The following is a 25,795-nucleotide window of genomic DNA, read 5'->3' on the forward strand; positions in this document are numbered from 1 at the left end:
CCCACTAGTCGGTAACTGATTTCTCAGTCCAACTAATGGGGAGCAGTTCACCCAGGCTGGCGGGGTTTTTATTTGCGCTCATTGCTGGCCACCGCCCAGGGGCCGAGCGAGACGGTGGATCTGCTGATCACTCAGCGGGGGAGCAGCGGCGGCGATGCGGCTCACGGCCGACTCGATATCCTCAAATGTCGGCTGGCGGCCGGTGGGGCGTTTGAGGGCCTCGAGGTCAGCCCTCTCGATCTTGATGCGCCCACCGATTTTGCTGGCGCGCAGATACCCCTCGGAGATGTACTTGCGGAGGGTGGAGCAGCCGCCGAAACCTTCGGCCACCGCATCCTGCATGGTAAGAAGTGTTTTCTCGTCTTCTAGTGACGGTAAAGCGAATGCGCCCATGGAAACTCCCGGTAGCGTTTCTCCTTCCGTCAAGAAGGCGCTACCGGAGCCAATCGGCGCTCCGGCCCGGGGTCCATCCCCTCAGGCGTGTTCGGCGAGCCCGTTCCGTCGCGCGGGCCAGTGGCGACCATTGTCGCCAGACGTCCAATCCAATGACGGACCTGACCCCTTGTTGGTGGACATAGGCTAGCCCCGGTTGACAGCCGGAGGAGGGTAGTCTCAGTTCATGCCTCGTAAGTCCTATACTGAGGAGTTCAAGCGCGACGCGGTCGCGATGTATGAAGACACAGACGGTGCGTCTCTTAATTCGGTTGCTCATGATCTCGGTGTTAACCGTGGCAGTCTCGCTGCCTGGGTCAAGCGCTATGGCACGGGCAAAAAAGCCCGCGCGATTGATGCTGCAGCTCGAGCCCGGACATCATCGGATTTAGAGCGGATCCGACAACTCGAGAAGCAGAACCGGCTTCTTCAAGAAGAGCGAGACATCCTTCGCAAGGCGGCGCAGTATTTTGCGAAAGAGATGGGCTTGTGATCCGCTTCAAGTTCATCCGGGACCATCGCACCGAGTATTCGGTCAAGCGGATGTGCCACGTGCTGAAGGTGCGGCGATCTTCCTATTACAAGTGGAAAAACACACAGGCCGCGCGCCGCCAGAAGGTTCTTGACGATGCTGTTCTCGGTGCTCGTATCCGCACTGTGTTCCGTGAGGAACACGGACTCTACGGAGCTAAGCGCATCGCCGCGGCGTTGAACGATCCTGATTCGGGGGCGCATGCGGTGGTCAATCACAAACGCGTCGCACGCATCATGAAGACTATGGGTATCCAGGGGTTCACGAAGAAACGCCGCGTGCGCACCACCGTGGCAGATGCTGGCCGTGGTGTCTTTCCAGATCTTGTTTGCAGGCAGTTTCATGCCCCGGCGCCGAATCGCGTGCTCGTCGGCGACATTACCTACCTGCCGGTATCCGGTGGCGGCAATATGTATCTTGCCACCGTGATCGATTGTTATTCCCGCAGGCTGGTGGGATTTTCTATTGCTGACCACATGCGCGTCGATCTGGTTATCGATGCGCTCCGCTGGACTCAGCACAGCGCGCCCGAGGCAGTCTGAAAGGAGCGATTTTTCATTCAGATCACGGCAGTGTCTATACCTCGAAGGCATTTAGCTCACGATGCACGATGCTAGGGGTGACCCAATCGATGGGAGCGGTGGGAACCAGCGCAGACAACGCGCTAGCGGAGTCGTTCAACGCGACATTGAAACGCGAGGTGCTGCAAAACCGGAAATGCTTCGACTCACTGCTGCACGCCAGACGGGACGTCTTCGCGTGGTGTGTGCGCTACAACCAGAAGCGCAGACACTCATGGTGCGATTATCTGTCGCCCCTCGAGTTCGAAAACCGCACCTGCGGTAAACTCACCTTGACCGCATAAGTTCAATTCCCTGTGTCCACTTTCCAGGGGTCGGGCCCGGTTTCTTTGCGCCGACACGCCGTGGAGTTCAAATTCAACGTTTAGCGTTTAACGCTGTTACCAGCGGAGGTACTCTCCCACCACAGCGCCTCCGAGTTCGTTGAGGTCGGGGGCGACGACGTTGGCGCCGGTGCGGTTGGCGAGGGCATCGATAAGCGAAATAAGCCCTGGATCATCCCCGAGGCGGAAGAAGGTGATCTTCGTCCCGCGTTTGGTCACCGTGTCAAGCGCATCGACTGTGCGCGCGAGCGTGATGCGGTCGGTCGGCCAGTTGAAGTAGGCCTCGCCCCATTCGGTCAGGATAGAGGTCGGCTCGCCGTCGGTGACGATGAGAAGCGTCGGGTCGTAGTCGGCGTGGCGGGTGAAGAACTCGTTGGCGAGAAGCAGCGCGTGCTGCAGGTTGGTGCCCTTTTCCTGCATCGGCGGCAGGGCGGTGAGTTCTTCGATCGTCAGCGTCTGCGCGTAGAGGCCGAAACCGATCAGCGCGAGCTCGTCGCTGCGGAACTGCGTGGTGATGAGGTGGTTCAGCGCTAGCGCGGTCTGCTTCATCGGCGTCCAGCGGCCTTCCATCGCCATGGAAAAGGAGGTGTCCACAAGGAGTGCAACGGCGTTTTTCGTACGCGCTTCGGTTTCGACCACTTCGATGTCGTTCACGGTGATCGCGAACGGCTCGCCGCTGGCGGCACTGCGCTGGAGCGCGTTCGTGATGGTCCGGGTGGTGTCCCACGCCGGAGTGTCGCCGAATTCCCAAGGGCGGGTGCCACCGGTGGGTTCGCCCTGCTGACCGGCGAGGCGGGAATCGCGCTGGCCACGGGATAACTGGGAGGTCGCGCCCTTCAACAGCTCCTTGCCCAGCATACGCAGCGCTTTCGGGGACAGCTGCAGCGAGCCGGACTCGCTCTTGTTCAGCAATCCGGAGTCGCGCAACGCTTTCTCCAAGTCGCGCAGATGTTTAGCGCTGGTGGCGGCGTCAGCGCCCAAGAGGTCGGCGACGTCGTCCAAGTCAATGTCTCCGGGGCGTTCACCTCCGAGGGTGGCAGCGAGCTCGTCGAGGCGCCCGAGGTCGCGCATCGCGCGGGTGGCTTCGCCGAGGCCCATGCCGCCCGATGTCCCGTCGCCGTCGAACGGTTCGGACCCGGTCCAGTCCAGGTCGGGGCGGATGCCGCGCAGGTTCGCATCCAGCTCGCCAACGAGGTTCATCAGCTCCTCCGAGCCGAAGGCCTCGGCCGCGAGCTGCATGAGCTCGGCGCGCTGCTCGGGCGTCATGGAGTTGAGCAAGCGCTGGGCTGCCGCCGATCGCTGCGCAAGTAGCTCCACCAACTCCTCGATGTTGCGGGGGTTCTCCGGAAACTGATCCCCGTGCTTGGCCATGAAATCCTGAAAGTCCTGCTCCGTGGCCATGCCGGCGCGATGCTTGCCCAACAGCACGTTGAGATCGCGAAGCATCTCGGCGACGGATGCGCGATCTTCATCGGTGGCACCTTCCAGCGCCTCTTTCATGCCGGCGAAGCGCTGGTCTAAGAGTTCGCGGCCGATGAGGTCTTTGATCTGCTGGTACTTCTCGCGCGCTTCTGAGGAAGCCCAGTCGTAGCCGTTCAGTTCGGTCACCGCCGCCGCGGGAGAGACGGGCAGGTTGTCGAGTGTCATCTCCCGCATTGTGCGGTCGAGATCGTCCATATCCACATCGCGGGCGAGTTGGCCGCGTTCGGCGAGCACCGCTTCGTCGAGAAGCTTCTTCGCTTCCTGGAGCGTGCCCCCGAGGTTGGTCTTGTGCAGCAGCTCCTTGCGGCGCTCCGCGATTTGGCGCAGGAAGTCGTCGTAGCCCTCGCGGCGCAGATACTCGCGCATGGCCTGCTCGGCGGAGTAGCCGTACATGACGTCGTCGGCAATGGCGCGCACCGCCTTGGTCAGGTCGGGCGGTGGGGCGAGTGGATCCGGGCCCGGGGTGTACCTGCGGTACCTGCGTTGCTTAGCCATAGATGCTCTCACCTTCGCCGGAGTCCTTCGAAATCTTTTGGGTGAGGTAGAGTGCCTCCACCGCGAGCTCGATGGCACTAGCGCGCTCGCCCTCGCTCTCGGCGCCGAAGGTCGAAGCAATGTCTCCGTACAGCGTGCCTTCGAGCTGGGGCAGGCCGTTGAGGAACTCCGCCGCCGTAATGTTTTCTCCAGTGGTGATGAAGGTGGAGCCGTCGAGCGCCTCGATCAGCGGGGCGAAGTCGAGTCCCTTGATCCGGGGGCGAAGAGTCTGAGCAACGGAGTTGCGCAACAGGTACTCGAGGATGTCCCACTCGCGGCCTTCCTCGCCGTGCTCGAACTCCACCTTGCCGCCGAGCACGTCGACGGCAGCCTCCAGGTCCACTAGGCGCGCGACCGGGTCCTCCCCGGTAATGGCGGCGCGGCGGGCGGCGGAGGCTGCGACTGTCTCGGCCCCGGCGATAGCGAAGCGGGCCGAGACACCGGCGCGTTGGTTCACCGCGTCGGATTCGCGCAGCGCGCGGGTGAACCGGGCGAGGGCTTCCATAATGGGTTGCGGCACAGTGGCCGTGAGCTGCGATTCTTGCTCGATGACGCGGATCTCGTCGTCCAACTCGATGGGGTAGTGGGTGCGGATCTCCGCGCCGAAGCGGTCTTTGAGCGGGGTGATGATGCGCCCGCGGTTGGTGTAGTCCTCCGGGTTCGCCGACGCCACCACCAGCACGTCCAGCGGCAGGCGCAGCATGTAGCCGCGGATCTGGATGTCGGCTTCCTCCATCACGTTGAGCATGGCCACCTGGATGCGCTCCGCCAGGTCCGGCAGCTCGTTGATGGCCACGATGCCGCGGTTGGAGCGCGGGATGAGGCCGTAGTGGATAGTCTCCGGGTCGCCCAGGCGGCGGCCCTCGGCCACGCGCATCGGGTCCACGTCGCCGATCAGATCCGCCACGGAGGTGTCCGGGGTGGCCAACTTCTCGGAGTAGCGGGCCTCGCGCGGGATCCAGACGATGGGCAGCGCGTCTCCTTCATCCTCGACGCGGCGCTTCGTGGCGTCCGTCAGCGGGTTCAGGGGGTGTTCGCGCAGCTCGGATCCTTCGATGACGGGCACGAAGGCGTCGAGAAGCAATGGAAGCGTGCGAAGCAGGCGGGTCTTGCCCTGGCCGCGCTCGCCGAGCAGCACGATGTCGTGGCCGGCGATGATGGCGCGCTCGACCTGCGGCAACACGGTGTGCTCGAGGCCGTGGAGGCCGGGCCACGGGTTTTCGCCGGCGCGCAGTGTGGCGATGAGGTTGTCGCGCATCTCTTCGCGCACGGTCTTGTAGGTGTAGCCGGCGGCCTTGAGCTCGCCGAGGGTGGTGATGGATGGCCAGGAGTTGGGCGCTTCAGTCATGCCGGCCAGGGTACGCGGGTTCCGCGATGGCTTACCATCGCTTCATGGCCACCATCTACCTCATTCGCCACGGCGAGACCCCGACGACCGGCAAAATCCTTCCCGGGCGCGCGCCGGGGTTGCACCTTTCGGAGAGGGGGCGCATGCAAGCCGCGGCTGTGGCCAAGCAACTCGCCAGCGTCGACGCGGTGTATTCCTCACCGCTCGAGCGCGCCCGGGAGACCGCTTTACCCACCTGCGAACGGTTCCACAAAGAGCTCATGCTTGACGACGGCCTCCTGGAAGCCGATTTCGGCACATGGACCGGCGAATCCTTGGCCGACCTTGCCAAATTGCCCGAGTGGCAGGTCGTGCAGAGGCGGCCTGGGGAGTTCCGCTTCCCTGGCGGCGAGTCGTTCGTGGAGATGCAACACCGCGTAGTGGGTTGCGTGCGCACGATCGCGGCGCGGCACCCGGGCGAGGCGGTGGCCTGCTTCACCCACGCCGACCCGATCAAGGCGGCGTTGGCGCATTTCACGGGACGGGGGTGGGGCGCGTTCCAGCAGATCCCGGCGGAACCGTGCTCAGTGTCGGAGCTTGAGCTGTGACCGCGAATGAGCTGCTTGAACTGCTTCAACACGGCGAGGTCGGTTTCGTAGGCCAGCTCGCGGAGTCCTCGAACCTCACGGTGGTTGTGGACCTCACGCTAGCTCGCGACGATGGCCGAGAGGACTACTGCTGGGGCATCTTCAAGCCTGAGGCGGGGGAGCGCTACCTCCACGATTTCCCGGCGGGGCTGTGGCGGCGCGAGCGGGCTGCGTACCTGCTCAGCGCGTGGCTGGGCTGGGACATCGTGCCGCCCACGGTGGTGCGCGAGGTGGGCCCGCTCGGTGTCGGGTCGTTGCAGTACTACGTGGACAACGACGGCTCCCACTATTTCCCGCTGTTCGAGACCCGCCCCGACCTGCATCCCCAGTTACTGCGCATGGCTGTTTTCGACTTATTGGTGAATAACACGGACCGTAAATCGGGCCATGTTTTGCTCGCCCGCTCGCAAAACGAGAACCGCGTTGACCACGTGTGGGGCATCGACCAGGGACTGTGCTTTCACCATGATCCGAAGTTGCGCACCGTGATCTGGGACTTCGCGCACGAGGCGATCCCATCCGAGCTGGTGGATGCGGTCGAGCCGCTCACGGGGGAAGTGCCGGAGGAGGTGGCGTCATTGTTGACACCGGAAGAGGTGGCGGCGTTGAAATCGCGCGCCTTACGCATCGTGCGCCTGCCGTGGTTGCCCGAGCCCCAGTCCGAGTTTCCTTACCCCTGGCCCCTGGTGTAAGCGCTATTCCCGCGCGGGGTAGCGCACGAGGAGGTCGTCGCCGACCACGGCACCGTCGTTAAGCGTTGCTTTGCGTATCGACGCACCTTCGGCCCCCAACCCCAGCACGTGCTCCACCTCGTCCCCGTGGGCGAGGAGGTGATCAGCGATGATGCGGCGGTGGCAGCGCCACCACACCGCCTCGGAACACATGATGGCGGTCGGCGTGTGAGCGGCGTGCTGGCGCAGTTTCTCCAATGCTGTTGAGAATTCTTCACCCAGGGCGTGGTCGGCGTAGTTGTGAAAGCTGCGGTTTTGCCAGTTGGCGTTGACCTCGAACGGGATCGTCTTGGATACGTTGCGCCGCCCCGCCAGCCCCTCGTTCTTCATGTAGGCGATGCCGTGTGTGGGGAGGCGCTGGGTGAGGGAGTCGTCGTTGAACCACGGGTACTTCCGTGAACCGGTCAGCTTGCGCACATCGACGACTGCCGCGACCCCGGCTGCCTGAAGCATGCGCACGAACTCGTCGAATTCAAGGTTGGAGTGGCCGACGGTGAAGATGCGCATGGGTGCAACCGTACCCCGAACCCGAGGTGCTCTTGAGCGGAGCCGCCTGAATCAGACCCGCTGGGCGAGATCAGGGTAATGTACGACCACTCCGTCACTGTCCACTTCTAATTCGACATCGACTCCACGTGTTCCACTTGCGTAGCGGACTGTCTTAGAGTCGATTGAGCTGTAGTACTGGTCCGAAGCGATCACTTCTAGCGATGGCATATCAATCCAGGCCATGATGAGTTGCGTCTTAGGAACCTGAGCTTCCAAAAGCCCCAAGCGGCGAATGGGCATCGTGTTCGTGAGCGGGCAAAGGCCGAGGTCGCAATCCAGCGCGTCTTCCAGGTCTGCTGAACGAACAATTCCGGGGGAGGGCAGATTTGTTGGCGGGGTCCCCTCTTCTTTGGTCTGCGACGACCATACGCCCTGCTCGGACCTGACGAGTTTGAGGCTCCGCTCCCAACCATCGCCTTCAACGTTCACCGTCACATTCTGGGTGGCCCAGTTCTCCGTGGCCTCTAGTGCCCAGGTTGCCTGGTAACCCTCTCCGTATTGCACTCCGGTGGCCGATAAACCGGCTCCGTGAAGCCGAACCGTAGCCTCGTTCTGGATGACGGGGTTGTCGATGTGCACCCACCCGTAGCTACGTTCCATGGTGGTTAGTCTATCGAGAGACCGCGCATGGGAAAGCGGGTAGTCGACTGCAACTGGGCCCGAGAAGAGTGTTGCGGGTTCTGCAGTTTTTCGGGGGACGCTGGCTACACTCGCGGGCATGAAGCGCTTGTCCATCAGAATGGTGGCGGAGATTGTGGCCTCCGCCGGTGTTGTCCCGCCTGCGTGCGGTGGCCCGCGCCAGAATGACCGTCAGGCGGCGCTTGAGGTCCCTGCGGGTGCAATGGCGGTGCTCTCCAATGACTGAGCACCACACTGCCATCGTCGTCGGCGGTGGCCAGTCCGGTTTAGCCACGGCCTATTATCTGCGGCGCTTCAAAGTGGATTTCCTGGTCCTGGACAACCAGGAAGAAGCTGGCGGAGCATGGTTGCACGCATGGCCTTCGCTGACGCTTTTCTCTGCCGCGGGGTTCTCTAATCTGCCCGGCTGGCCTATGCCGCACTACCCGGGGTATCCGCCGGCACACCATGTCATCGACTACCTGGAACACTACGAACAGCGCTACGACATCCCAGTTAGGCGCCCCGTACACGTCCGCAGCGTGTCTTGTGATGGTGGGGTGTTTCATCTGGACACGTCTGCGGGTCAGTTCACAGCGGAGCACGTTGTCGCGGCCACAGGCACGTGGTCCGCGCCTTTCGTGCCCCACTATCCCGGCACCTTCCGTGGCCGCCAGTGGCACTCGTCGATCTACCCCGGGCCGGAACCATTCCGCGGTGCGAAGGTCGCGGTGGTCGGTGGGGCGAATTCGGGTGCTCAGATCGCCGCGGATCTCATCGGGACGTCGGAGGTCACATGGTACACACGTGAGCAACCGCGCTGGATGCCTGACGACATCGATGGCCGCGATCTCTTTCTCAACAGCCGCCGCCGGATTCTCGGCGGCGATTCCGGCCCGAACCTCGGGGACATTGTTGCGCTTCCTCATCTACGTGAGCTCCGCAACTCCGGTCAGCTCACCGCTACCCCCATCTTCGATAGCTTGAACGAGCTCGACCACGACCACCTGATCTGGTGCACTGGTTTTCGTCCGGCCCTCGGCCCATTCCGCCACCTCATGCGCGGCCGCGAACCTGAAGTGGGGAATCTGCATCTAGTCGGTTACGGCAACTGGACCGGCGACGGCTCGGCAACGCTGATGGGTGTGGGGCCCTTTGCCAAACACACTGCCCAGGTAGTCGCGGGCCGTGTCGATGAAGCTCCGCATCAAATGTTTTGAGATGTCGCTTGCTCCCTGAGCAGCTCGATCCTTCCAAGATCCGCGTTGGAGAGCCAGCGCGCTGGGCGAAAGTGTGGCTCAGCGCTTCGCTTGCGCAGCCCGCAGGCCGTTCAAGATCACGATGACTTCGGCGACCTCGTGAACCAACACGACGGCCGCCAGGCCCAGCATGCCGCTGATCGCCAGCGGCATCAACACGATGATGATGGCCAGAGACAGCACGATGTTCTGGTTGATGATCCTGCTGCCTCGGCGGGCGTGCTGCAGAGTCTGTGGGATCAGCCGGAGGTCATGGCCGGTGAAGGCGACATCAGCGGACTCGATCGCGGCGTCGGAGCCAGTCGCTCCCATCGCTATGCCCACCGTCGCGCCCGCCAGTGCCGGCGCGTCGTTGATGCCGTCACCGATCATCGCCGTCGGCGTCTTGGAGGAGAGTTCGGCTACGATGCTCGCCTTGTCCTCCGGGCGCAGCTCGGCGCGCACGTCGTCGATTCCGGCGATTTCAGCCAGTGCCCGGGCGGTGCGAGTGTTGTCACCGGTGAGCATGCTCACTTCCACGTCGTTGGCGTGCAGGGTCTGCACGGCTTCGGGCACCTCGGGCCGCAGCTCGTCGCGGACCCCGATCGCCCCGGCAAGGGCGTCATCGACGGCGACCAGGACGCAGGTCTGCCCCTCGGACTCCATGCGCTCAACATCGGCCTTCAGTGGCCCGGCGTCGATCCATCGGGGGCTGCCCACCAGCACCCGTCGACCTTCGACGGTGCCACTGATGCCATGCCCGGATTCCTCGCTGATGTCCAGGGCAGCGGGCGCTTCGGGCCCCGCCGCCGCGATCGCCGCGGCGAGGGGGTGCGTCGATTGCTGCTCAACTGCCGCCGCAAAAGCAAGCACTTGCGCCCGATTGAATCCGTCTGCCGGGACCACGCCGGTAACCTCGGGCTGGTTGCGGGTGAGGGTTCCAGTCTTGTCCACCGCCAGGTGACGGATGCCGCCGAGCCGCTCGAACGCCGCTCCGGACTTGATGACCACGCCAAACTGGCTGGCTGCGCCGATCGCGGCCACGACCGTCAGCGGCACGGAGATTGCCAGCGCGCACGGCGACGCTGCAACCAGGACCACCAGTGCACGGGTGATCCACGTCTCGGGGTCGCCCAGCAGCGAGCCGATCACGCCGACCAGCACCGCCAGGATCATCACCCCGGGCACTAAGGGTCGGGCAATCCGGTCGGCGATCCGGGCGCGGTCGCCCTTTTCCGCCTGCGCCTGCTCGACCAGGTCCACGAGTGCGGTCAGTGAGTTGTCCGCTCCAGCTGCGGTCGTCTCGACCTCCAGCACACCGGCGGAGTTGATCGCTCCCGCGGGCACCTCGTCGCCGGGCGCGACCTCCTCTGGAATGGATTCTCCGGTGATCGCTGAGGTGTCAAGGCTGGAGCGTCCGGAACGAATGATGCCGTCCGTGGCGATCCGCTCCCCGGGGCGCACGAGCATCAGCTCGCCAACCACGAGGTCTTTCGCTACGACCTCGACCGCCGTGCCGTCGCGCAGCACCGTTGCGGTCTGCGGCACCAACTTCAACAGTGCCCGCAGTCCGCCCTGGGCCCGGTCCATTGCCTTGTCCTCCAGCGCCTCAGCGATCGAGTACAGGAACGCTAGCGCCGCGGCCTCTCCGACGAAGCCGAGGATCACCGCGCCGACCGCGCTGATCGTCATCAGCAAACCAATGCCGAGCTTGCGCTTCGTGACAAGGCTCCGTATTGCGCTGGGCGCGAACGTGTATGCGCCTAGCAGCAGACCGACCCAGAACAGTATCGTCGCGGGTGTCTCCAGCCCGGACCAGTCCAGCGCCAGGCCTATGCAGAGGGCTACGCCGGAGAAGATCGGCAGTAGCAACTCGGGGTCCTTCCACCATGGCCGATCGAGCTCTTCAATCTCCGTGGCGGTTTCGTGTTCGCATCCACACGCCGAGCTCATGCGTCCGCCCCTTTTCACCGCAGCCGGGCACCGAGCACTCAGGGTCGATGCACGGGGCGTTTTCGTCGACAGCCAACGTTGCGTTCACCAGCGCGTCGAGCGCTGCCGCGAGGTGCGGATCGGCGATTTCGTAGCGAGTTTTGCGGCCCTCTGGCTCGGCGACGATGATGCCGCAGTCGCGCAAGCAGGTCAGGTGGTTCGAGACGTTCGAACGGGTCAGGTCAAGGTCGCGCGCAAGCACGGCTGGGTAGCTCGGGCCGTCGAGTAGGGTCATCAGGATTCGGGAGCGCGTCGGATCGGCCATAGCCCGGCCGAGCCGGTTCATGACGTCGAGGCGTGAAGCAACCTTTGTGGTTCGGCTGCCACCCAACGCGGGAGCGACGTGGGCGGCGAGGTTCTCCAGAATCTTCACGTTGACGTCCACGCCATCCCGCAAAAGCTTTACGTGTTTCCATGCGCCCATATGTTCTCTGTGTACTGACGCAATTACTGTTTTCTGATTGTTGCAGGCTAACGAGAAAGTAACTTTGCAACTACATACCGTCGAGTTCAAGTTCAACGTCTAGGGGCCTGCCCGGACGCGGTTAGGCTCGGTGTCATGGTTGACACGAGACTGACTGTCCTGGGCGCGGCGGCGGCCGCCGCGCTCGCGTACACCGCGTACCGTTCGCGACACAACGCACGTTCTTTCCGGCGCGGAGCCGGCACCACGAGCGCCGCCGCCCGCGAGCTCGCCATTCCCGAATCCGCCGTGGGAACGGTGCTGGAGAAAGAACAGCTGGACAGCGACCGGATCATCTCCGCCCCGGGCGGTGCGGCCACGTTCCTCGTCCGGTATGGCTCCCGCAACGCGCACGGCGAGCCGATCGCCGCGACCGGGTTGGTCACCCTCCCGCGCGGAGACGCGCCCGAGGGCGGGTGGCCGGTGCTCAGCTGGGCGCACGGCACGACGGGCCTGAGTAAGCGCGCCGCCCCCTCGACGGCGCTGGACACCCACCCGGACGAGGAGACGCTCGTGCTGGCGGCGCGCGACTACCTGCAACCCTGGCTGGACAAGGGCTTCGCGGTGATCCAGCCCGATTACGAGGGTCTGGGCACGGTGGGCAGCGGCACCTACACGGACCGCCACTCGCTGGCCTCGGCAGTCAATGAGATGGTCCGGGCGACGCGCGGGGAGTTCTCGTTCGGGGAAACCTGGTACAACACCGGGTGGAGCCAGGGAGGCTTCGCCGCCGTGGCCGCCGCGTCGGCCGATGACGTGCCGTCGGGACTGCGCAGGACGCTGGCGATCGCCCCCGGCGACAGCTACGTCCCGAAGACCCCCGTCCCCTCCGTGAACTCGCTGCTCGTGCGAAAAGTAATCGGAACGATCGACGCCGAACATCTCACCTACGTCGCATACGCGGTGCAGGGCGCGGCGAATTTCAATGCGGCGATTGTGGCGAGCGATCTCTTCAACGACCGCGGCAAGGAGCTGATGCGGCTGGCCTCCAGCGAGTGCCTGACCACGTTCAAGGAGGTCAGCTCGATCTCCGGGGAGGAGATCTTTAAGGACCGGCCGGACGTTGAGGCGCTACTGGAGCACTTCTTGGCCAACTCGATGGTGAACATGCGCCCGGTTCAACCGGTGACGATCTTTATCAGCAAAGACGACGACATTATTGATTACCGCCAGATCGGCGTGGCCGCGCGCAGGCTCGCGTTGGTGCCGGGCTGCGATGTCGAGGTGGTGACGCACTCGGGCCCGTCGCACCGGGACATGGTGCGCCGCGCCGTCGCGGACCAGAAGCCCTACGTCCCGGAGCTGTAGGCCAGCCATAGAACAATCGGTCTGTAAAGGGGTTTATTTTTTAGACTGGACTGTCTAAAGTGTGGTCCATGCCCTTTGGAGAATTCCCTGAACGTGTTAATGAATACGCCTCGCGCACGACGGCCGCGCTCGTCGTCGCGCTCGCACTGACCACCATTGTGGCGTGGCTCGTCGCGCCGGCGCTCGTGGCGCTGGCGCTGAACGCGCTGCTTTTTGCAGGGTTCGCCCTGCGTTTGTACGCCGGCCCGAAGTACTCCCTCTTCGGCCAGCTCTCCGTCCGCTACCTGGCCGGCGCCGCCTTCGGCGACCCCCACATCGTCTCGGGCGCGCCGAAGCAATTCGCCCAGGGGATCGGAGTTGCCTTCTCCCTCGTCGCCCTGATGTTCGCGGCGACCGGGCACACCGTCGCCGGCCAGGTCACGCTCTTGATGCTCGTCGCGGCGGCCTCGGCGGAGGCGTTCTTGGGCTTCTGCGCCGGCTGTTGGATCTACCGCCACGGCCAGAAGGCGGGAATCATCTCACCCGACGCCTGCGAGACCTGCGCGATCTAGGCTTGCCAGCGCGTAACATGTAAACATGACTGATCCGAATAACCAGCCCGAGATGCTCGGGGCCACCGGCGACGCGCAGGACCCGAACCTGGAAAAAGACCCCTCCGAATGGGTCAGCGGCGATGAGCCGATGACCGAGGCGCAAAAGTCCTACCTGGACACACTGGCCAGGCAGGCCGGCGAGCAGATCCCGGCGAACCTGACCAAGGCCCAGGCCTCGGAGCAGATCAACCGCCTCAAGAAGCTCACCGGGAACTAACCCACACGTCGATCTCGGCGATGACGGGCTCGTTGCCGGCGTCGTCGATAAGCGTGCACGAGACGGTGACCAGCTCGCCGCCGGTCTCGCGGGTGATGAGGTCGAAGTCGGGCCACTGGGCGGAGGCGGTCACCGTGAGCCCGCCGGTGGATTTGCTGGGGTATTCCGCGCGCATGCCGCGCGGGATCCATCGGTGCGTGTCGGGAAGCGAGGCCTCGCACAACAGGCCCATGGCGGCCTCGGCGCCGTTGAGCGCGGCGATCACGTGGAAGGTGCCGATGTGGTTGTTCACGCCCCACCACTTGGCCAGGCGCACCGTGCAGTGGCTGCCGGGCACGAGTTCGCGCACCCGCGGCATGACGGTGCGGAAGTACGGGGCTTTAAACCACAGGTAGGAGGAGAACAGGCCGCGCTTGATGCGCGAATCCGCCACCTGCTCCCACAATGCGGAGATCTGATTGCTGGGCTGTGCGACTGTGTCCTGCGTCATACCGTGGATCTTATCGGGTGCGTGTCTCACGCACCCTTCTTTTTGCCCGACCGTTTTTTCTCCAGCGACGCCTTGAGCGCCTCCATGAGGTCGACCACCTCGGCGTCGTCCGATTCGGAGTCCGGTCGCTCGCCGAAGGTTTTCTCGGTGTCGATGGTGTCGCCCTCCGCGAGTTTGGCGTCGATAAGCTTGCGCAGCTCGATTTGGTAGTCGTCCTCGAAGTCGCCGGGGGTGAAGTCGGAGGAATAGGACTCGACGAGCTGGGCGGAGAGCTCGAGCTCCTTGTCGGAGATCTTCGCGCGTGACTTGGTCCCCTTGAAATCCACCGCGCGCAGCTCGTCGGCCCAGATCATGCCCTGGAGCACGAGCACCTTTCCCGCCACGCGCAGCACGCCGAGGCGGGTTTTCTGTCGCAGCGCGAACCGGACCACGGCCGTGCGGTCCGTCTTTTCCAGCGTCTGCCGCAGCAGCAGGTAGGACTTCGGTGTCTTGCCCTCGGGCTCGAGGTAGTAGGACTTTTCCAGCAGGATCGGGTCGATCTGGTCGGAGGGGACGAACTGGACCACCTCGATCTCGTTGTTGTCGGCCTCGGGCAGAGCGTCGAAGTCCTCCTTGTCCAGCACGACGGTGTCGCCGTCCTCCTCGTAGGCCTTGTCGATGTGCTTGTAGTCCACCTCCTCGCCGCACACCTCGCAGCGCCGCTGGTAGCGGATCCGCCCGCCGTCCCGGTCGTGGACTTGGTGGAAGGAAATGTCGTGGTCCTCGGTCGCCCCGTACGCTTTGACGGGGACGTTGACGAGGCCGAACGTGATGGAGCCGGACCAGATTGCGCGCATAGGATGAAGCCTATCCAAAGAAAGGGGAGCCGCATGAAGTTCCAGGTAGGCGGCCGCAGCCTCAACGTGACCAGCCTGGACAAGGTGCTCTACCCCGCGGCGGGCACGACCAAGGCGGACGTGATGCACTACTACCTCAGCGTCGCCGACGTCATGATCCCGCAGATTGCGCGCCGCCCCGTCACCCGCAAGCGCTGGCCCGACGGGGTGGAGGGGGAGAGCTTCTTCCGCAAGGACCTCGAGGAGTCCGCGCCCGAGTGGGTCACCGTCGGCGAGATCGAGCACGCGGAGTCCGTGAACCGCTACCCGCTTGTCGACGCCTCCCCGACGCTGGCCTGGCTCGCCCAGGTCGCCGCCTTAGAGCTGCACACCCCGCAGTGGCGCTTTACGCCCGACGGCTCGCGGGCGAACCCGGACCGGATGGTGCTGGACCTCGACCCCGGGCCGGGGGTGAGCCTGGCGCAGACGGCCGAGGTGGCGCTGTGGTGCCGCGAGATCCTCGACGGCATGGGCATGGACGCCGTGCCGGTGACCTCGGGGTCGAAGGGGATCCACCTCTACGCGGCGCTGGACGGCAGCTACGACTCCGACACCGTCAGCGAGGTGGCGAAGGCCTTGGCCCGCGGCCTGGAGGAGGACCACCCCGAGCGGGTGACGTCGGTGATGAGGAAACGCGAGCGCGGGGGCAAGGTGTTCGTGGATTTCAGCCAGAACAAGGCGTCGAAAACCACGGTTGCTCCCTACTCGCTGCGGGGCCGGCAGCGGCCCATGGTGGCCGCCCCGCGCACGTGGGAGGAGATCGAGGACCCCGCACTCGCACACCTCGGCCTCGACGAGGTGCTCGCGCGGGTGGGCGACGGCCTGGACCCGATCGCCGCGCTCGGCGCGCCTGCCCGCGACAAGCTGGCCACCTACCGCTCAATGCGCGACGCGCGAAAGACGCCGGAGCCGATCCCGGGCGTCGTGCCCGCCGCACGCGAAGGCGCGCCGATCTTTGTCATCCAGGAGCACCACGCCCGGCGCGTCCACTGGGACGTGCGCATCGAGCGCGACGGCGTGTTGGTGTCCTGGGCCGTGCCGAAGGGCCCGCCCGATGACCCCGCGGTCACCCGCCTCGCGGTGCAGACGGAAGACCACCCGATCGAGTACGCCACCTTCGAGGGCAGCATCCCGAAAGGGCAGTACGGCGCGGGCGAGATGGCGATCTGGGATACCGGCACCGTGGACATAGAGAAGTGGCGCGAGGGCGAGGAAGTCATCGCGGTGTTCCACGGGCGTGGCACCCCCCGCCGCTACGCGCTCATCCACACCGGCGGAAAAAACTGGCTGATGAAGCTGATGGCGCGCCAGCCGGCGCCCTCCCTGGCGCCGATGCTCGCGGTGGCGGGCAGCCCCGCGGATCTGACGCTGGGGGAGAAGGACGGCGTGCGCTACGCCTACGAAATGAAGTGGGACGGCTACCGCATCATCGCCGAGGTCGCAGCGGGCACGGTGACGCTGCGCAGCAGAAACGGCAAGGACTTCACCCACCTGTTCCCGCACGCCGGGGAGCTGGCGGAGGTGCTCGGCGGCGGGGCCGCGGACGGGGTGCTCGACGGGGAGCTGGTCGCGCTCGACGACCGGGGCCGCCCGGACTTCTCGCTGCTGCGCGCTGAAGATACAGGCTCTGCCGGCACCGAGCTGCGCTACATGCTTTTCGACGCCCTCGAGATCGGCGGCCGTTCGCTTATGGGGAAGGCGTACGTGGAGCGTCGACAAGCGCTTGAGGCTCTCACGGAGACGGAGCATGTGGCCATCCCGCCGCGGTTCTCGGGCTCGTACGAGGCCGCCGAGAAGGCGAGCCGCGCACTCGGGCTCGAGGGGGTGATGGCCAAGCGGGAGGACTCGCCGTACCTGCCCGGCGAGCGCTCGAAGGCGTGGCTGAAACTCAAGACCGAGCTGCACCAGGAGGTGGTCGTCGTCGGTGTGCGCACCGGGAAGAGGGCCGTGTCCTCGCTGCTGGTGGCCGTGCCGGACGACGCCGGGGAGCTGCGCTACGCCGGGCGCGTGGGAACCGGGTTCACCGCGGCGCAGCTCGACGAGATTGAGGGCAAGCTGCGCCGCGTCGAACGCGCGGAACCCGCGGTGGAGGTTCCGGGGCCCGACGCGGCGGACGCCTGGTGGGTCGAACCGCGGTACGTGGCCGAGGTGAAGCTGGCGGGCAGGACGCGCGGGGGCAGCGTCCGGCAGGCGTCGTGGCGCGGCTGGCGCCCGGACAAGGAGCCGGACGAGGTTCGCTGGCTAGAATGGGCACGGTGAGTACCCGCTACCGCTTCGACCTACCCAACGACGCCTGGTTCATCGGCGAGGCCCCGGAAGGCTACGACTTCATCGTCGCCCACTCCGGAAACTACCCCGCGTTCCGCCCCAACATCGGGGCGACCACCGTCGGCGTCGCGCCGGGCACCGCACTGGCCACCGTGATGGAGGATTCCGCCACGGTCACGGCCACCAACGCCACCAACCTGAGCGTGGGCGAGGACGCGATGAACGACGACGGCACCGTCGGCCGCCAAACGCTCAGCTTCGCGGTGGAGGCGCCTGCCGGCACCCTCGAGCTGACCCAGTACCAGGTGTTCTACCTGCTGCCGGACATGGTCGGTGAGGGCCGGGAACTGCGTGTGCTCTGCGTCGTCATGACCGCGGAGACGCGCGATGCGGCCGAGCTCTACGACGACTTTGACGCGTTTTTGGACACGCTGCGCTTCGTCGATGAGGAGGAGTGATGAAGCTGGGGGAGATGACCACCGACGTGGTGGTCATCGGTGCGGGGCAGGCGGGCCTGTCCGCCACCTTCCACCTCCAGCGCCGCGGCATCGACCACATCACGCTCGATGCCGCCGAGGAGCCGGGGGGCGCGTGGCTGGAGCGCTGGGACACGCTGACGGTGGACAGGGTCAACGGCATCTTCGGGCTGCCGCTGTTCCACCCGCCGGAGCTTGACCCGCAGGAGAAGGCGTCGGTGGCAGTGCCCGCATACTTCGCGGACTTCGAGCGTGCCGCGGGCCTGAACGTCATCCGCCCGGCACGGGTTCTCTCGGTGCGCAGAAGCGGCGACGAGTTCGTGGTGGACAGCACGGTGGGGCGGGTGCGCGCGAAGGCCGTGATCAACGCGACCGGCACGTGGGACACCCCGTTGCGGGCGGATTACCCCGGGCAGAGCAGCTTCGCGGGCCGGCAGATCCACACCCGCGACTACACGGGCCCGGACGAGTTCGCGGGGATGCGCGTCGGCATTGTCGGGGCGGGGATCTCCGCGCTGCAGCACCTGGACGAGATCTCACGCGTGGCGGAGACGTTCTGGTACACCCGCCGCGAGCCCGACTTCCGGGATCACTTCGACGGGCGCGAGGTGGAACGCCGCGTCGCCGAGAATGTGGAGCGCGGCGAGCCGGCGCGCTCCGTGGTGTCTTACACGGGGCTGTTCGCGGGGGCGGACTACGTGGCGGCGGCGCGCGAGCGCGGGGCGCTGAACCGGCGCGACATGTTCCGGGAGATCGTGCCGGAGGGCGTGGTGGAAGCGGACGGGACGCTGACCCGCCTGAACGCTCTGGTGTGGGCGACGGGCTTCCGGCCGTCGCTCAGCCACCTCGAGCCGCTGGGGCTTGTCAATGACCGCGGCGGGATCGCCGTCGACGGAACGCAGGTGGTGGCGGAGCCGATGGTGCACCTCATCGGCTTCGGCCCGTCCCAGTCGACCGTCGGCGCGAACCGGGCGGGCCGCGAGGCGGCGGTGAAACTGCGCCGGGCGCTGGAAAATGTCACCTGAGTGACATCAATTGTTCGCCATAACGTTACGCGGTTGTGCTGTTATTGGCAGGTCCCCGCCAATCTCGACTATCCTTTCTGAGGTACACACCATGTCCACAAAGATCGCCGTCGCCACCGCCGTGGCACTCAGCCTGGCTGTATCTCCCGTAGTAGCCCCCGTTGCTCACGCCCAATCCAGCGCCCCGGCCCAGGGTTCGTCCTCGCCCGGATCCCCGTTTGCCGGCGCGCAGTCCGGGCCGATTTTCCGCGCTGTCACCGGCGTGGGCGCGGACGCGCAGAGCGTCAACTTCTCCTGGCGCTCCACCTACAACGGCGCCGAGGTCGTTCGCCTGCACCCGGCGAATGACCCCGCTGCGGTTTCCGAGGTCGCCTCCCGCGAGGCGGACTACGGCGCGGTGGCCTACGTCTCCCGCTTCGCCGAGGTCACCGACCTGACCCCGGGCGTGACCTACACCTACCAGATCGGTTCCGAGGCAGGCGGGTGGAGCAAGCCGCACAGCTTCACTATCGACGACGGCGACGACACCTGGAAGTTCGTCGCCGTGACCGACGCCCAGATCGGCATTGACCTCAAGGTGGCCGAGCAAGCGAACGTCTGGCGCACCACCGCCGCCAACGCCGCGGCCGCCAACCCGGACGCCTCCATGTTCGTCAGCCTGGGCGACCAGGTCGAGGGCTGGGGCGACCTGATCACCCCGCTCGGCCAGTACAACGCGTTCTTTTCCGCCCCGCAGCTGCGCGACTTCCGCTTCGCGGCCATCCAGGGCAACCACGAGACCTACCCCACCGACGTGTCCAGCCGCCACTTCCAGGAGCACTGGAACCTGCCCAACGAGCTCGCCGGTACGTCGAACTACTTCTTCGAGCAGAACAACGCCCTGTTCATCGCCCTGAATTCCAACCTGAAGGACGACGCGGGCCTGGAGCAGCAGGCCCGGTTCGTGCGCGACACGGTCGCGGCCCACGGCGGCGACAAGGACTGGATCATCGTGCTCAACCACTTCGCGTTCCACTCTCACGGCGGCCGCTACACCGACAGCGACATCGTGCGCATGCGCAACAAACTCAGCCCCGTGTTCTCGGAGGTGGGCGTCGACCTGGTCCTCAACGGCCACGACCACATGTACAACCGCTCGCACCTGATGAACGGCCCGACACCGCAGGTGCCGGACGCCTACGCGGCACCCGGCGACGTGCTGTCCAAGGACGACGGCGAGGTGCTCTACCTGACCCTCAACACCGCCGGCGGCGGCAAGTACTACGAGTACGAGGGCAAGGACGGCAAAGAGTACCCGGGCATGACGCTGGAGGAGTCGCGCGAGAAAGGACTGAACCAGCCGACCATCGCGTTCTGGAACCAGGACTACACACCCGACTACTCCGTGGTGGACGTCAGCGGCGACGCGCTGCGCGTCCGCAGCGTCAACGCCGCGGACGGCTCGCTGGTAGACGACGTCACCCTCGTCCACTCCGGCGAGGCGGCGGCCCCGACCGCCCCGACCACCCCCGCGCCGGAAGCGCCCGTGGCCGCCGGCTCCTCCCCGCTGCTCGCGGGAACCGGGATCGCCGTGGCCATCCTCGGCGCGTTGACCGCGTTGGTTGCCAACCTCCCGCAGGCCCGTGCCCTCATTGACCAGGCGATTGCCCAGATTTCCGCACAGTTCGGGCTTTAGGGACTAACCCCCTAAATCGCCGCGGAACTCTCCGGGCCCGCGGTGGGTGAGGGGGACATCCGCTCCTGCCACGACGACGTTGCCGTAGGCGCGGCCGTCGAGCATCTCGCGCGTAGCGACGGCCGCGACATGCCCGAACACCTCACGCATCCCCACGAGCTCGGCGCGGGTGGCGGGCAGGCCGTGGCCGTCGCCGATGTTGGCCACGTAGACGCCCCCGGGCGCGAGCGCGCGGTGGGCGGCGCGGTAGAACTCCACCGTGGTCAGCGGGCGCGGGGTGTCGGGTCCGGCGAAGACGTCGCGCACGATCATGTCCTGCGACCCCGGTTCCAGCGCGTGGGTGAACGCCTGCGCCTCCGCCACCCGGATGGGAACCTCCGGTTCGAACGCCCAGCGCACGAGCCGGGCCAGCGCGCCGTCGATTTCCACCGCCGTGTGGGCGCCGCCCCACCGCTGCGAGAAGTACGACGGTAGCGCGCATCCCGCGCCGCCGAGGTGCACGCTGGTGAAGGGGCCCGTGGCCGTGACGAACCCCGCGATCCACTCCATGTAGTCGAATCCCAGCACCTCGGGCGCGCCCAGGACGACGTACGAGGAGGGAACGTTGTTGACCTCCAGGGTGTAGCCGCCGTCGCGGTCGGGATCGGCCACGATGCGGGCGCTGTCGGAATCGATGGGGTAGGTGCCCTCAATGCGCTTTTTCGGCGTGCGGGGTTTGCGCATCGTCTGCTGGACCGGCCTAGCCCAGGAACGCCTTGTCCGACAGGGTGGCTCCCTTGATCGCGGCGAACTGGGCGATGAGATCGCGCACCGTGAGCTTGCGCTTGTCCTCTCCTGCCGCCTCCCACACGATCTGGCCGTCGTGCATCATGATCAGGCGGTTTCCCACGCGGATCGCCTGCTCCATGTTGTGGGTAACCATGAGCGTGGTCATCCCGCCGTCCTCCACGATCGTGTGGGTAAGGGTGGTCACCAGATCGCTGCGCTCAGGGTCCAACGCGGCCGTGTGCTCGTCGAGAAGCATGACCTTGGGGTTGGTGAAGCCGGCCATGAGCAGCGACAGCGCCTGGCGCTGGCCGCCGGACAGGAGCCCGACCTTGTGGCCGAGGCGGTCTTCCAGGCCGAGCTCGAGGGTGGCCAGCCGCTCCCGGAACAGCTCGCGCCGCGCCTTGGTCAGGGAACGGCCGAGGCCGCGGGACGCGCCGCGCAGGTAGGCCAGCGACAGGTTCTCCTCGATGGTGAGGTTCGGGGCGGTGCCGGCGAGGGGGTCCTGGAAGACACGCCCGATTAGCTTCGCGCGGGTGTGCTCTTTGAGCCCGGTGACGTCGCGCGCGTCGATAAGCACGCTGCCCGCGTCGGGCTTCAGGCGGCCCGCGATGGTGTTGAGCAGCGTCGACTTGCCCGCGCCGTTGGAGCCGATGACGGTGACGAAGTCCCCCTCGTCAAGCGTGAGGCTGACACCCTTTAACGCGGCGCGCTCGTTGGCGGTGCCGGGGAAGAAGGTCTTTTTGACATCACGGATTTCAAGCATGGGCCTTCCCCTTAGCTCGGGAGGTCAGTTTCGGCAGAAGAAGCGCCGCGACCACCAGCACCGCGGACACGAGCTTCATGTCGTTCGGGTCGAGGCCGACCTGGAGGGCGAAGAAGATGATGAGGCGGTACGCGACCGCGCCGACGACCACGGCGATGATGCCCTGCAGCAGGTGGCGCTGGCCGACGATCGCCTGGCCGACGATGACGGAGGCGAGGCCGACGACGATGAGCCCGATGCCCATCGAAATGTCCGCGAAGCCCTGGTACTGGGCAACCAGCGCGCCGGTCAGGCCGACCAGCCCGTTGGACAGCGCCAGGGTGAGTATCTTCGTGTTGTCGGTGGCCACGCCGAAGGAGGTAATCATCGGGCCGTTGTCGCCGGTGGCGCGGATGGCCAGGCCGAGGTCGGTGGTGAGGAACCAGTAGACCAGCAGGCTGAGCAGCACGATCGCGACGGCGAGCAGGGCCACGCTGGCCCAGGTGCCGAGCAGCCCCGCCTGGCGGAGTGGGGTGAATAGGGTGGTCTCGCGCAGCATGGACAGGTTCGCGCCGCCCATGATGCGCAAGTTGATCGACCACAGCCCGATCTGGGTGAGGATGCCGGCGAGCAGGCCGTCAATCCCTCCCTTGGTGTGGAGCAGGCCGGTGACTACCCCGGCGAGGAAGCCGGCGACGAAGCCGGCGGCCGTCGCGGCGAGCGGGTTGACGCCGCTGGTGATCAACACCGCTGCGGTGCCCGCGCCGGTGGTGAAGCTGCCGTCCACCGTGAGGTCCGCGAAGTTGAGGACGCGGAACGTGAGGTAGACCCCGAGGGCCATCACCCCGTAGATGAGGCCTAGTTCAAGTGCGCCGATCATTGCTGTTAGACGCGCTCGGCCTGGTCGAGGATGTGCTGGGGAATGGTGACACCCTGCACCGTGGCGGCGTCCTCGTTGACGTAGTAGGAGAACTGGTTGGCGGTCTCCACCGGCATGGTGGCGGGGTCAGCGCCGTCGCGCAGGATGCGGATGGCCATCTCGCCGGTCTGGCGGCCCAGCTCGAAGTAATCGATGCCGATGGTGGCCACCGCGCCACCCTCGACGGTTCCCGCCTCGGCGCCGATCACCGGGGTGTTCTTCTCCTCCGCGGCCTGGACCAGGGAGGAGATGCCCGAGACAACCATGTTGTCGGTGGGGACGTAGAAGGCGTCAACGTCGCCGAGGGCGGCCACGGCCTGCGGGATCTCGTTGACGCTGGTGATCGTCTGCGTTGCGACGGAGATGCCGCGGCCCTCGGCCTCCTTTGTCGCCTCGTCGACCTGGATCTGGGAGTTGACCTCGCCCGAGGAGTAGATGATGCCGATGGTGGACACGTCCGGCACGAGCTCCGTCATGAGGTCGAACTGATCGGCCAGCGGGGTCTTGTCGGAGGTGCCGGTGACGTTGCCGCCCGGCTCCTCCAGCGAGGCGACGAGCTGCGCCTCGACGGGGTCGGTCACCGAGGTGAACAGCACCGGAATGTCCGCGACGTTTTGCGCCATGGCCTGCGCCGCGGGGGTCGCGTTGGCCAGGACGAGGTCGAGGTCCTGGTTGGCGAACTGCTGGGCGATGGTCAGCGCCGTCGCCTGTTCGCCGTTGGCGTTCTGCTCTTCCCACTCCACGTCGATGCCCGCGTCATCGAAGGCCTGCTTGAAGCCCGCAGTGGCGGAATCGAGGGCCGGGTGCTGAACCAGCTGGGAAATGCCGATGGAGTACGACTCCGCGGAGCCGGACCCTGCCTGCGATGACCCCGACTCGGATGAGCAACCGGCCAGCGCGAGGGTGGCGGTGGCCAACGCGGCTGCTGCAATGCGGGTGCGGTGTGTGAACGTCACGGGTTCGTTCCCTTCGGTGAAGTGTCGGTGAAGTGTCAATGATTGACGTAGAGCCTAAACGAGAAGCGTCCACTATATGGAATTTTCGTCCCAAGTCGGTTACCGGGTGCCCCCGCGCCCTGTGGCGTAATCTCATCTGTGGTCCCAGCCCAACACCTGTCGAGGAGCCCCGATGGCTATTCGCACTTTCCCGTACATCTCCTTCCACGGCAACGCCGCAGAAATGCTGCGCTACTACCAGTCCATTTTCGGCGGCGAGCTGGAACTCATGACCTACGGTGACCAGATGGTCAACGGTGCCGAGTTCCCGTTTGAGGCGCCGCGCGAGGCCGTCGCCCACGGCAAGCTCACCGGCGTCTTCAACCTCACCGGGGGCGACGACATTCAGGACCCCTCTGGGGTTCTGGACTGCGGCGCCTTCTCCTTCGTCGTTGAGGTCGACTCCGTGGAGGAGGGCACCCGGATCGTGGGTGAGTTGACCGCAGACGGCGGCGCGGTGACCATGCCGTTCCAGCAGGCTCCGTGGGGCGACTACTACGGCCAGTGCGAGGACAAGTACGGCATGGCCTGGCACATCTCCACTGTTTAAGCTGTTTACGCTTTACGACGCCTCATCGGCGTCGCCCCACGACTTCGTCCGCGCGAACCCCGTGGCCACCGCCGCGCCGACAAGGACGCCGATGGCGGGCAGCCACAGCGAGTTGCTCATCGCCTGGGCCACACCGGCGGGGTCGGGGGCGCCGACCGGCGCGGCGTAGCGGTTCAGCTGCGCCGTCATCAGCGCGGCAATGGCGGCGGAGCCTATCACCGCGCCGACCTGGCGCACGGTGTTGTAGACCGACGAGCCGGCGCCCGCCAGACGCGGGTCGAGGTTGCGGGTGGCGATCATGGACAACGGTCCCCACATCATCGAGTTGCCCAGGCCGTTGACGACGGAGATGGCGAGCAGCCAGTGCGGGTTGATCGTCGGGTCGGCGATCAGGGCCATGAGTGAGACGGACAACCCGGTGAGCGCGAGGCCCGCGATCGCGAACGGCTTCGGCGACCGCGTGTTCGTCAGCTTGCCGATGTACGGGGCCAGAACCGCGGACACAACGCCTGCCGGCAGGATGAGCAACGCGGCGTGCGTGGGGGAGAAGCCCTGGACTTGCTGGATGTAGATCATCCACGGGATGGCGAAGGTGGACACCGTGAACCCGACGGTGGCGATGGCGAGCGCGGCGAGGGTGTAGTTGCGGTCGCCGAACAGCTGCGGCGGGACGAGAGGCTCCCCTCTCATGCGCCGCTGCCAGGACACGAAGCCCGCGAGCAATACGACGCCGGAACCAATGAGCAGCCAGGCCGGCCAGGACCATTCCAGCCGCTCGGCTTCTTGGATGCCGAAGATGAGGCAGAACATGCCGACGGCGCTGATGGCCACGCCGAGCCAGTCGAGGGAGCGGGCTGTGTTCTCAAGCACGGGGACGAAGCGGATCGCAAGGATGAGCCCGACAACGCCGATGGGGACGTTGACGAAGAAGATCCACGCCCAGCCGGCGGCGTCGACAAGCAGTCCGCCGAGCAGCGGGCCCGTGATCGTGGCCACGCCCGCCGTCGCGCCCCACACACCCATCGCCCCACCGCGTTCGCGCGGAGAGAAGGTGCGGATCATCATGCTCATCGTCTGCGGGGTGACCATCGCTCCGCCGAGCCCCTGGACGGCGCGCGCGGCGATGAGGGCCCCGATGCCGCCCGCGAGGCCGCAGGCGAGCGACGATACGGTGAACAGGGTGAGGCCGATGAGGTAGAGGGTGCGCGGACCGAACCGGTCGCCGAGCCTGCCGGTGATGAGCAGCGGCACCGCGTAGGCGAGCAGGTAAGCGCTGTTGACCCAGATGACTTCGTTGTAGGTGGCCTGGAAAGCGTCCGTAATGGCCGGAATGGCGACGGCCACAATGGTGGAGTCGACGAGGATCATGAAGAAGCCGACCATCATCGTCCACAGGGCGGGCCACGGTGAGGTGCGGGGTGCGGAATTCACCGGCGCAACTCTAC

General features: G+C 65.9%; 25 protein-coding genes and 1 pseudogene. 12 read left to right on the forward strand and 14 right to left on the reverse strand.

The window, feature by feature from the left end:
• Nucleotides 1-78: 78 nt before the first annotated feature.
• On the reverse strand, nt 79-393 hold the full coding sequence (locus tag BLS40_RS01135; RefSeq protein WP_092147640.1) for a helix-turn-helix domain-containing protein: 315 nt from the start codon (nt 391-393) through the stop codon (nt 79-81).
• A 226-nt stretch (nt 394-619) separates the two neighbouring features.
• On the opposite strand from BLS40_RS01135, the pseudogene BLS40_RS01140 reads away from it, so the two are divergent.
• Nucleotides 620-1,829 (forward strand): annotated as a pseudogene (locus BLS40_RS01140) (IS3 family transposase).
• A gap of 96 nt (nt 1,830-1,925) precedes the next feature.
• On the opposite strand, the gene BLS40_RS01145 reads toward BLS40_RS01140, so the two are convergent.
• Nucleotides 1,926-3,845: a vWA domain-containing protein gene (locus BLS40_RS01145; protein ID WP_092147643.1), complete on the reverse strand. Its 1,920-nt coding sequence runs from the start codon at nt 3,843-3,845 to the stop codon at nt 1,926-1,928.
• The gene (locus tag BLS40_RS01150) at nt 3,838-5,232 is read right to left on the reverse strand and encodes a MoxR family ATPase (protein WP_092147646.1); all 1,395 of its coding nucleotides are present in this window, start codon (nt 5,230-5,232) and stop codon (nt 3,838-3,840) included. The genes BLS40_RS01145 and BLS40_RS01150 overlap by 8 nt, the downstream gene beginning before the upstream one ends.
• A 44-nt stretch (nt 5,233-5,276) precedes the next feature.
• On the opposite strand from BLS40_RS01150, the gene BLS40_RS01155 reads away from it, so the two are divergent.
• Nucleotides 5,277-5,819, forward strand: coding sequence for a histidine phosphatase family protein (locus BLS40_RS01155; protein WP_092152007.1), 543 nt, complete (start codon nt 5,277-5,279; stop codon nt 5,817-5,819).
• The gene (locus BLS40_RS01160) at nt 5,816-6,550 is read left to right on the forward strand and encodes an SCO1664 family protein (protein WP_092147649.1); all 735 of its coding nucleotides are present in this window, start codon (nt 5,816-5,818) and stop codon (nt 6,548-6,550) included. The genes BLS40_RS01155 and BLS40_RS01160 overlap by 4 nt, the downstream gene beginning before the upstream one ends.
• Before the next feature lie 3 nt (nt 6,551-6,553).
• On the opposite strand, the gene BLS40_RS01165 is transcribed toward BLS40_RS01160, so the two are convergent.
• Both BLS40_RS01165 and BLS40_RS01170 read right to left on the reverse strand, forming a co-directional pair.
• The gene (locus BLS40_RS01165; protein ID WP_092147652.1) at nt 6,554-7,096 is read right to left on the reverse strand and encodes a DUF488 domain-containing protein; all 543 of its coding nucleotides are present in this window, start codon (nt 7,094-7,096) and stop codon (nt 6,554-6,556) included.
• Between the two features lie 51 nt (nt 7,097-7,147).
• Nucleotides 7,148-7,738 carry a putative glycolipid-binding domain-containing protein gene (locus BLS40_RS01170; RefSeq protein WP_092147655.1) on the reverse strand — a complete coding sequence of 197 codons (591 nt, stop codon included), beginning with the start codon at nt 7,736-7,738 and terminating at the stop codon, nt 7,148-7,150.
• Between the two features lie 257 nt (nt 7,739-7,995).
• Here BLS40_RS01170 and BLS40_RS01175 point away from each other — a divergent pair, with 257 nt between their 5' ends.
• Complete coding sequence (locus BLS40_RS01175) at nt 7,996-8,976, forward strand: NAD(P)-binding domain-containing protein (RefSeq protein WP_092147660.1); 981 nt, start codon at nt 7,996-7,998, stop codon at nt 8,974-8,976.
• Between the two features lie 78 nt (nt 8,977-9,054).
• On the opposite strand, the gene BLS40_RS01180 is transcribed toward BLS40_RS01175, so the two are convergent.
• Nucleotides 9,055-10,947 carry a heavy metal translocating P-type ATPase gene (locus BLS40_RS01180; protein WP_092147663.1) on the reverse strand — a complete coding sequence of 631 codons (1,893 nt, stop codon included), beginning with the start codon at nt 10,945-10,947 and terminating at the stop codon, nt 9,055-9,057.
• The gene (cmtR, locus tag BLS40_RS01185; RefSeq protein ID WP_456236290.1) at nt 10,901-11,317 is read right to left on the reverse strand and encodes a Cd(II)/Pb(II)-sensing metalloregulatory transcriptional regulator CmtR; all 417 of its coding nucleotides are present in this window, start codon (nt 11,315-11,317) and stop codon (nt 10,901-10,903) included. The genes BLS40_RS01180 and cmtR overlap by 47 nt, the downstream gene beginning before the upstream one ends.
• A 228-nt stretch (nt 11,318-11,545) precedes the next feature.
• Here cmtR and BLS40_RS01190 point away from each other — a divergent pair, with 228 nt between their 5' ends.
• From BLS40_RS01190 to BLS40_RS01200, 3 genes are all read left to right on the forward strand, one after another.
• On the forward strand, nt 11,546-12,757 hold the full coding sequence (locus BLS40_RS01190; protein WP_092147666.1) for a lipase family protein: 1,212 nt from the start codon (nt 11,546-11,548) through the stop codon (nt 12,755-12,757).
• 68 nt (nt 12,758-12,825) lie between these two features.
• A complete protein-coding gene (locus tag BLS40_RS01195) occupies nt 12,826-13,308 on the forward strand; it encodes a DUF4395 domain-containing protein (protein WP_092147669.1) in 483 nt (160 codons plus the stop codon).
• A 25-nt stretch (nt 13,309-13,333) separates the two neighbouring features.
• The gene (locus BLS40_RS01200; RefSeq protein ID WP_092147673.1) at nt 13,334-13,567 is read left to right on the forward strand and encodes a DUF3072 domain-containing protein; all 234 of its coding nucleotides are present in this window, start codon (nt 13,334-13,336) and stop codon (nt 13,565-13,567) included.
• On the opposite strand, the gene BLS40_RS01205 is transcribed toward BLS40_RS01200, so the two are convergent.
• Both BLS40_RS01205 and ku read right to left on the reverse strand, forming a co-directional pair.
• The gene (locus BLS40_RS01205) at nt 13,554-14,057 is read right to left on the reverse strand and encodes a hotdog fold domain-containing protein (protein WP_092147676.1); all 504 of its coding nucleotides are present in this window, start codon (nt 14,055-14,057) and stop codon (nt 13,554-13,556) included. The genes BLS40_RS01200 and BLS40_RS01205 overlap by 14 nt on opposite strands.
• Nucleotides 14,058-14,083: 26 nt before the next feature.
• Complete coding sequence (gene ku / locus BLS40_RS01210; protein ID WP_092147680.1) at nt 14,084-14,893, reverse strand: non-homologous end joining protein Ku; 810 nt, start codon at nt 14,891-14,893, stop codon at nt 14,084-14,086.
• 33 nt (nt 14,894-14,926) lie between these two features.
• On the opposite strand from ku, the gene BLS40_RS01215 reads away from it, so the two are divergent.
• From BLS40_RS01215 to BLS40_RS01230, 4 genes are all read left to right on the forward strand, one after another.
• On the forward strand, nt 14,927-17,191 hold the full coding sequence (locus tag BLS40_RS01215; RefSeq protein WP_092147683.1) for an ATP-dependent DNA ligase: 2,265 nt from the start codon (nt 14,927-14,929) through the stop codon (nt 17,189-17,191).
• Nucleotides 17,188-17,658: a hypothetical protein gene (locus tag BLS40_RS01220; RefSeq protein ID WP_157672424.1), complete on the forward strand. Its 471-nt coding sequence runs from the start codon at nt 17,188-17,190 to the stop codon at nt 17,656-17,658. The genes BLS40_RS01215 and BLS40_RS01220 overlap by 4 nt, the downstream gene beginning before the upstream one ends.
• Complete coding sequence (locus BLS40_RS01225) at nt 17,658-18,701, forward strand: flavin-containing monooxygenase (RefSeq protein WP_092147689.1); 1,044 nt, start codon at nt 17,658-17,660, stop codon at nt 18,699-18,701. Before BLS40_RS01220 ends, BLS40_RS01225 begins: the two co-directional genes overlap by 1 nt.
• A 91-nt stretch (nt 18,702-18,792) precedes the next feature.
• The gene (locus tag BLS40_RS01230; RefSeq protein ID WP_092147693.1) at nt 18,793-20,376 is read left to right on the forward strand and encodes a purple acid phosphatase family protein; all 1,584 of its coding nucleotides are present in this window, start codon (nt 18,793-18,795) and stop codon (nt 20,374-20,376) included.
• Between the two features lie 3 nt (nt 20,377-20,379).
• Here the strand turns inward: BLS40_RS01230 and BLS40_RS01235 are convergent, their stop codons facing one another.
• From BLS40_RS01235 to BLS40_RS01250, 4 genes are read right to left on the reverse strand one after another with little or no spacing between them, the layout of a single operon-like run.
• Nucleotides 20,380-21,099: a spermidine synthase gene (locus tag BLS40_RS01235; protein ID WP_092147697.1), complete on the reverse strand. Its 720-nt coding sequence runs from the start codon at nt 21,097-21,099 to the stop codon at nt 20,380-20,382.
• A gap of 16 nt (nt 21,100-21,115) precedes the next feature.
• Nucleotides 21,116-21,907, reverse strand: coding sequence for an ABC transporter ATP-binding protein (locus BLS40_RS01240; RefSeq protein ID WP_092147700.1), 792 nt, complete (start codon nt 21,905-21,907; stop codon nt 21,116-21,118).
• The gene (locus tag BLS40_RS01245) at nt 21,900-22,766 is read right to left on the reverse strand and encodes an ABC transporter permease (protein ID WP_092147703.1); all 867 of its coding nucleotides are present in this window, start codon (nt 22,764-22,766) and stop codon (nt 21,900-21,902) included. Before BLS40_RS01245 ends, BLS40_RS01240 begins: the two co-directional genes overlap by 8 nt.
• Before the next feature lie 5 nt (nt 22,767-22,771).
• Entirely contained in the window at nt 22,772-23,761 is a 990-nt protein-coding gene (locus BLS40_RS01250) for an ABC transporter substrate-binding protein (RefSeq protein WP_092147706.1), read from the reverse strand.
• A 172-nt stretch (nt 23,762-23,933) separates the two neighbouring features.
• Here BLS40_RS01250 and BLS40_RS01255 point away from each other — a divergent pair, with 172 nt between their 5' ends.
• Complete coding sequence (locus BLS40_RS01255) at nt 23,934-24,350, forward strand: VOC family protein (protein WP_092147708.1); 417 nt, start codon at nt 23,934-23,936, stop codon at nt 24,348-24,350.
• Nucleotides 24,351-24,362: 12 nt separating this feature from the next.
• Here BLS40_RS01255 and BLS40_RS01260 read toward each other — a convergent pair whose 3' ends face one another.
• Nucleotides 24,363-25,781: a DHA2 family efflux MFS transporter permease subunit gene (locus BLS40_RS01260; RefSeq protein ID WP_331710852.1), complete on the reverse strand. Its 1,419-nt coding sequence runs from the start codon at nt 25,779-25,781 to the stop codon at nt 24,363-24,365.
• Nucleotides 25,782-25,795: the final 14 nt, after the last annotated feature.

It is taken from the genome of Corynebacterium mycetoides, assembly GCF_900103625.1.
Lineage (GTDB): Bacteria > Actinomycetota > Actinomycetes > Mycobacteriales > Mycobacteriaceae > Corynebacterium > Corynebacterium mycetoides.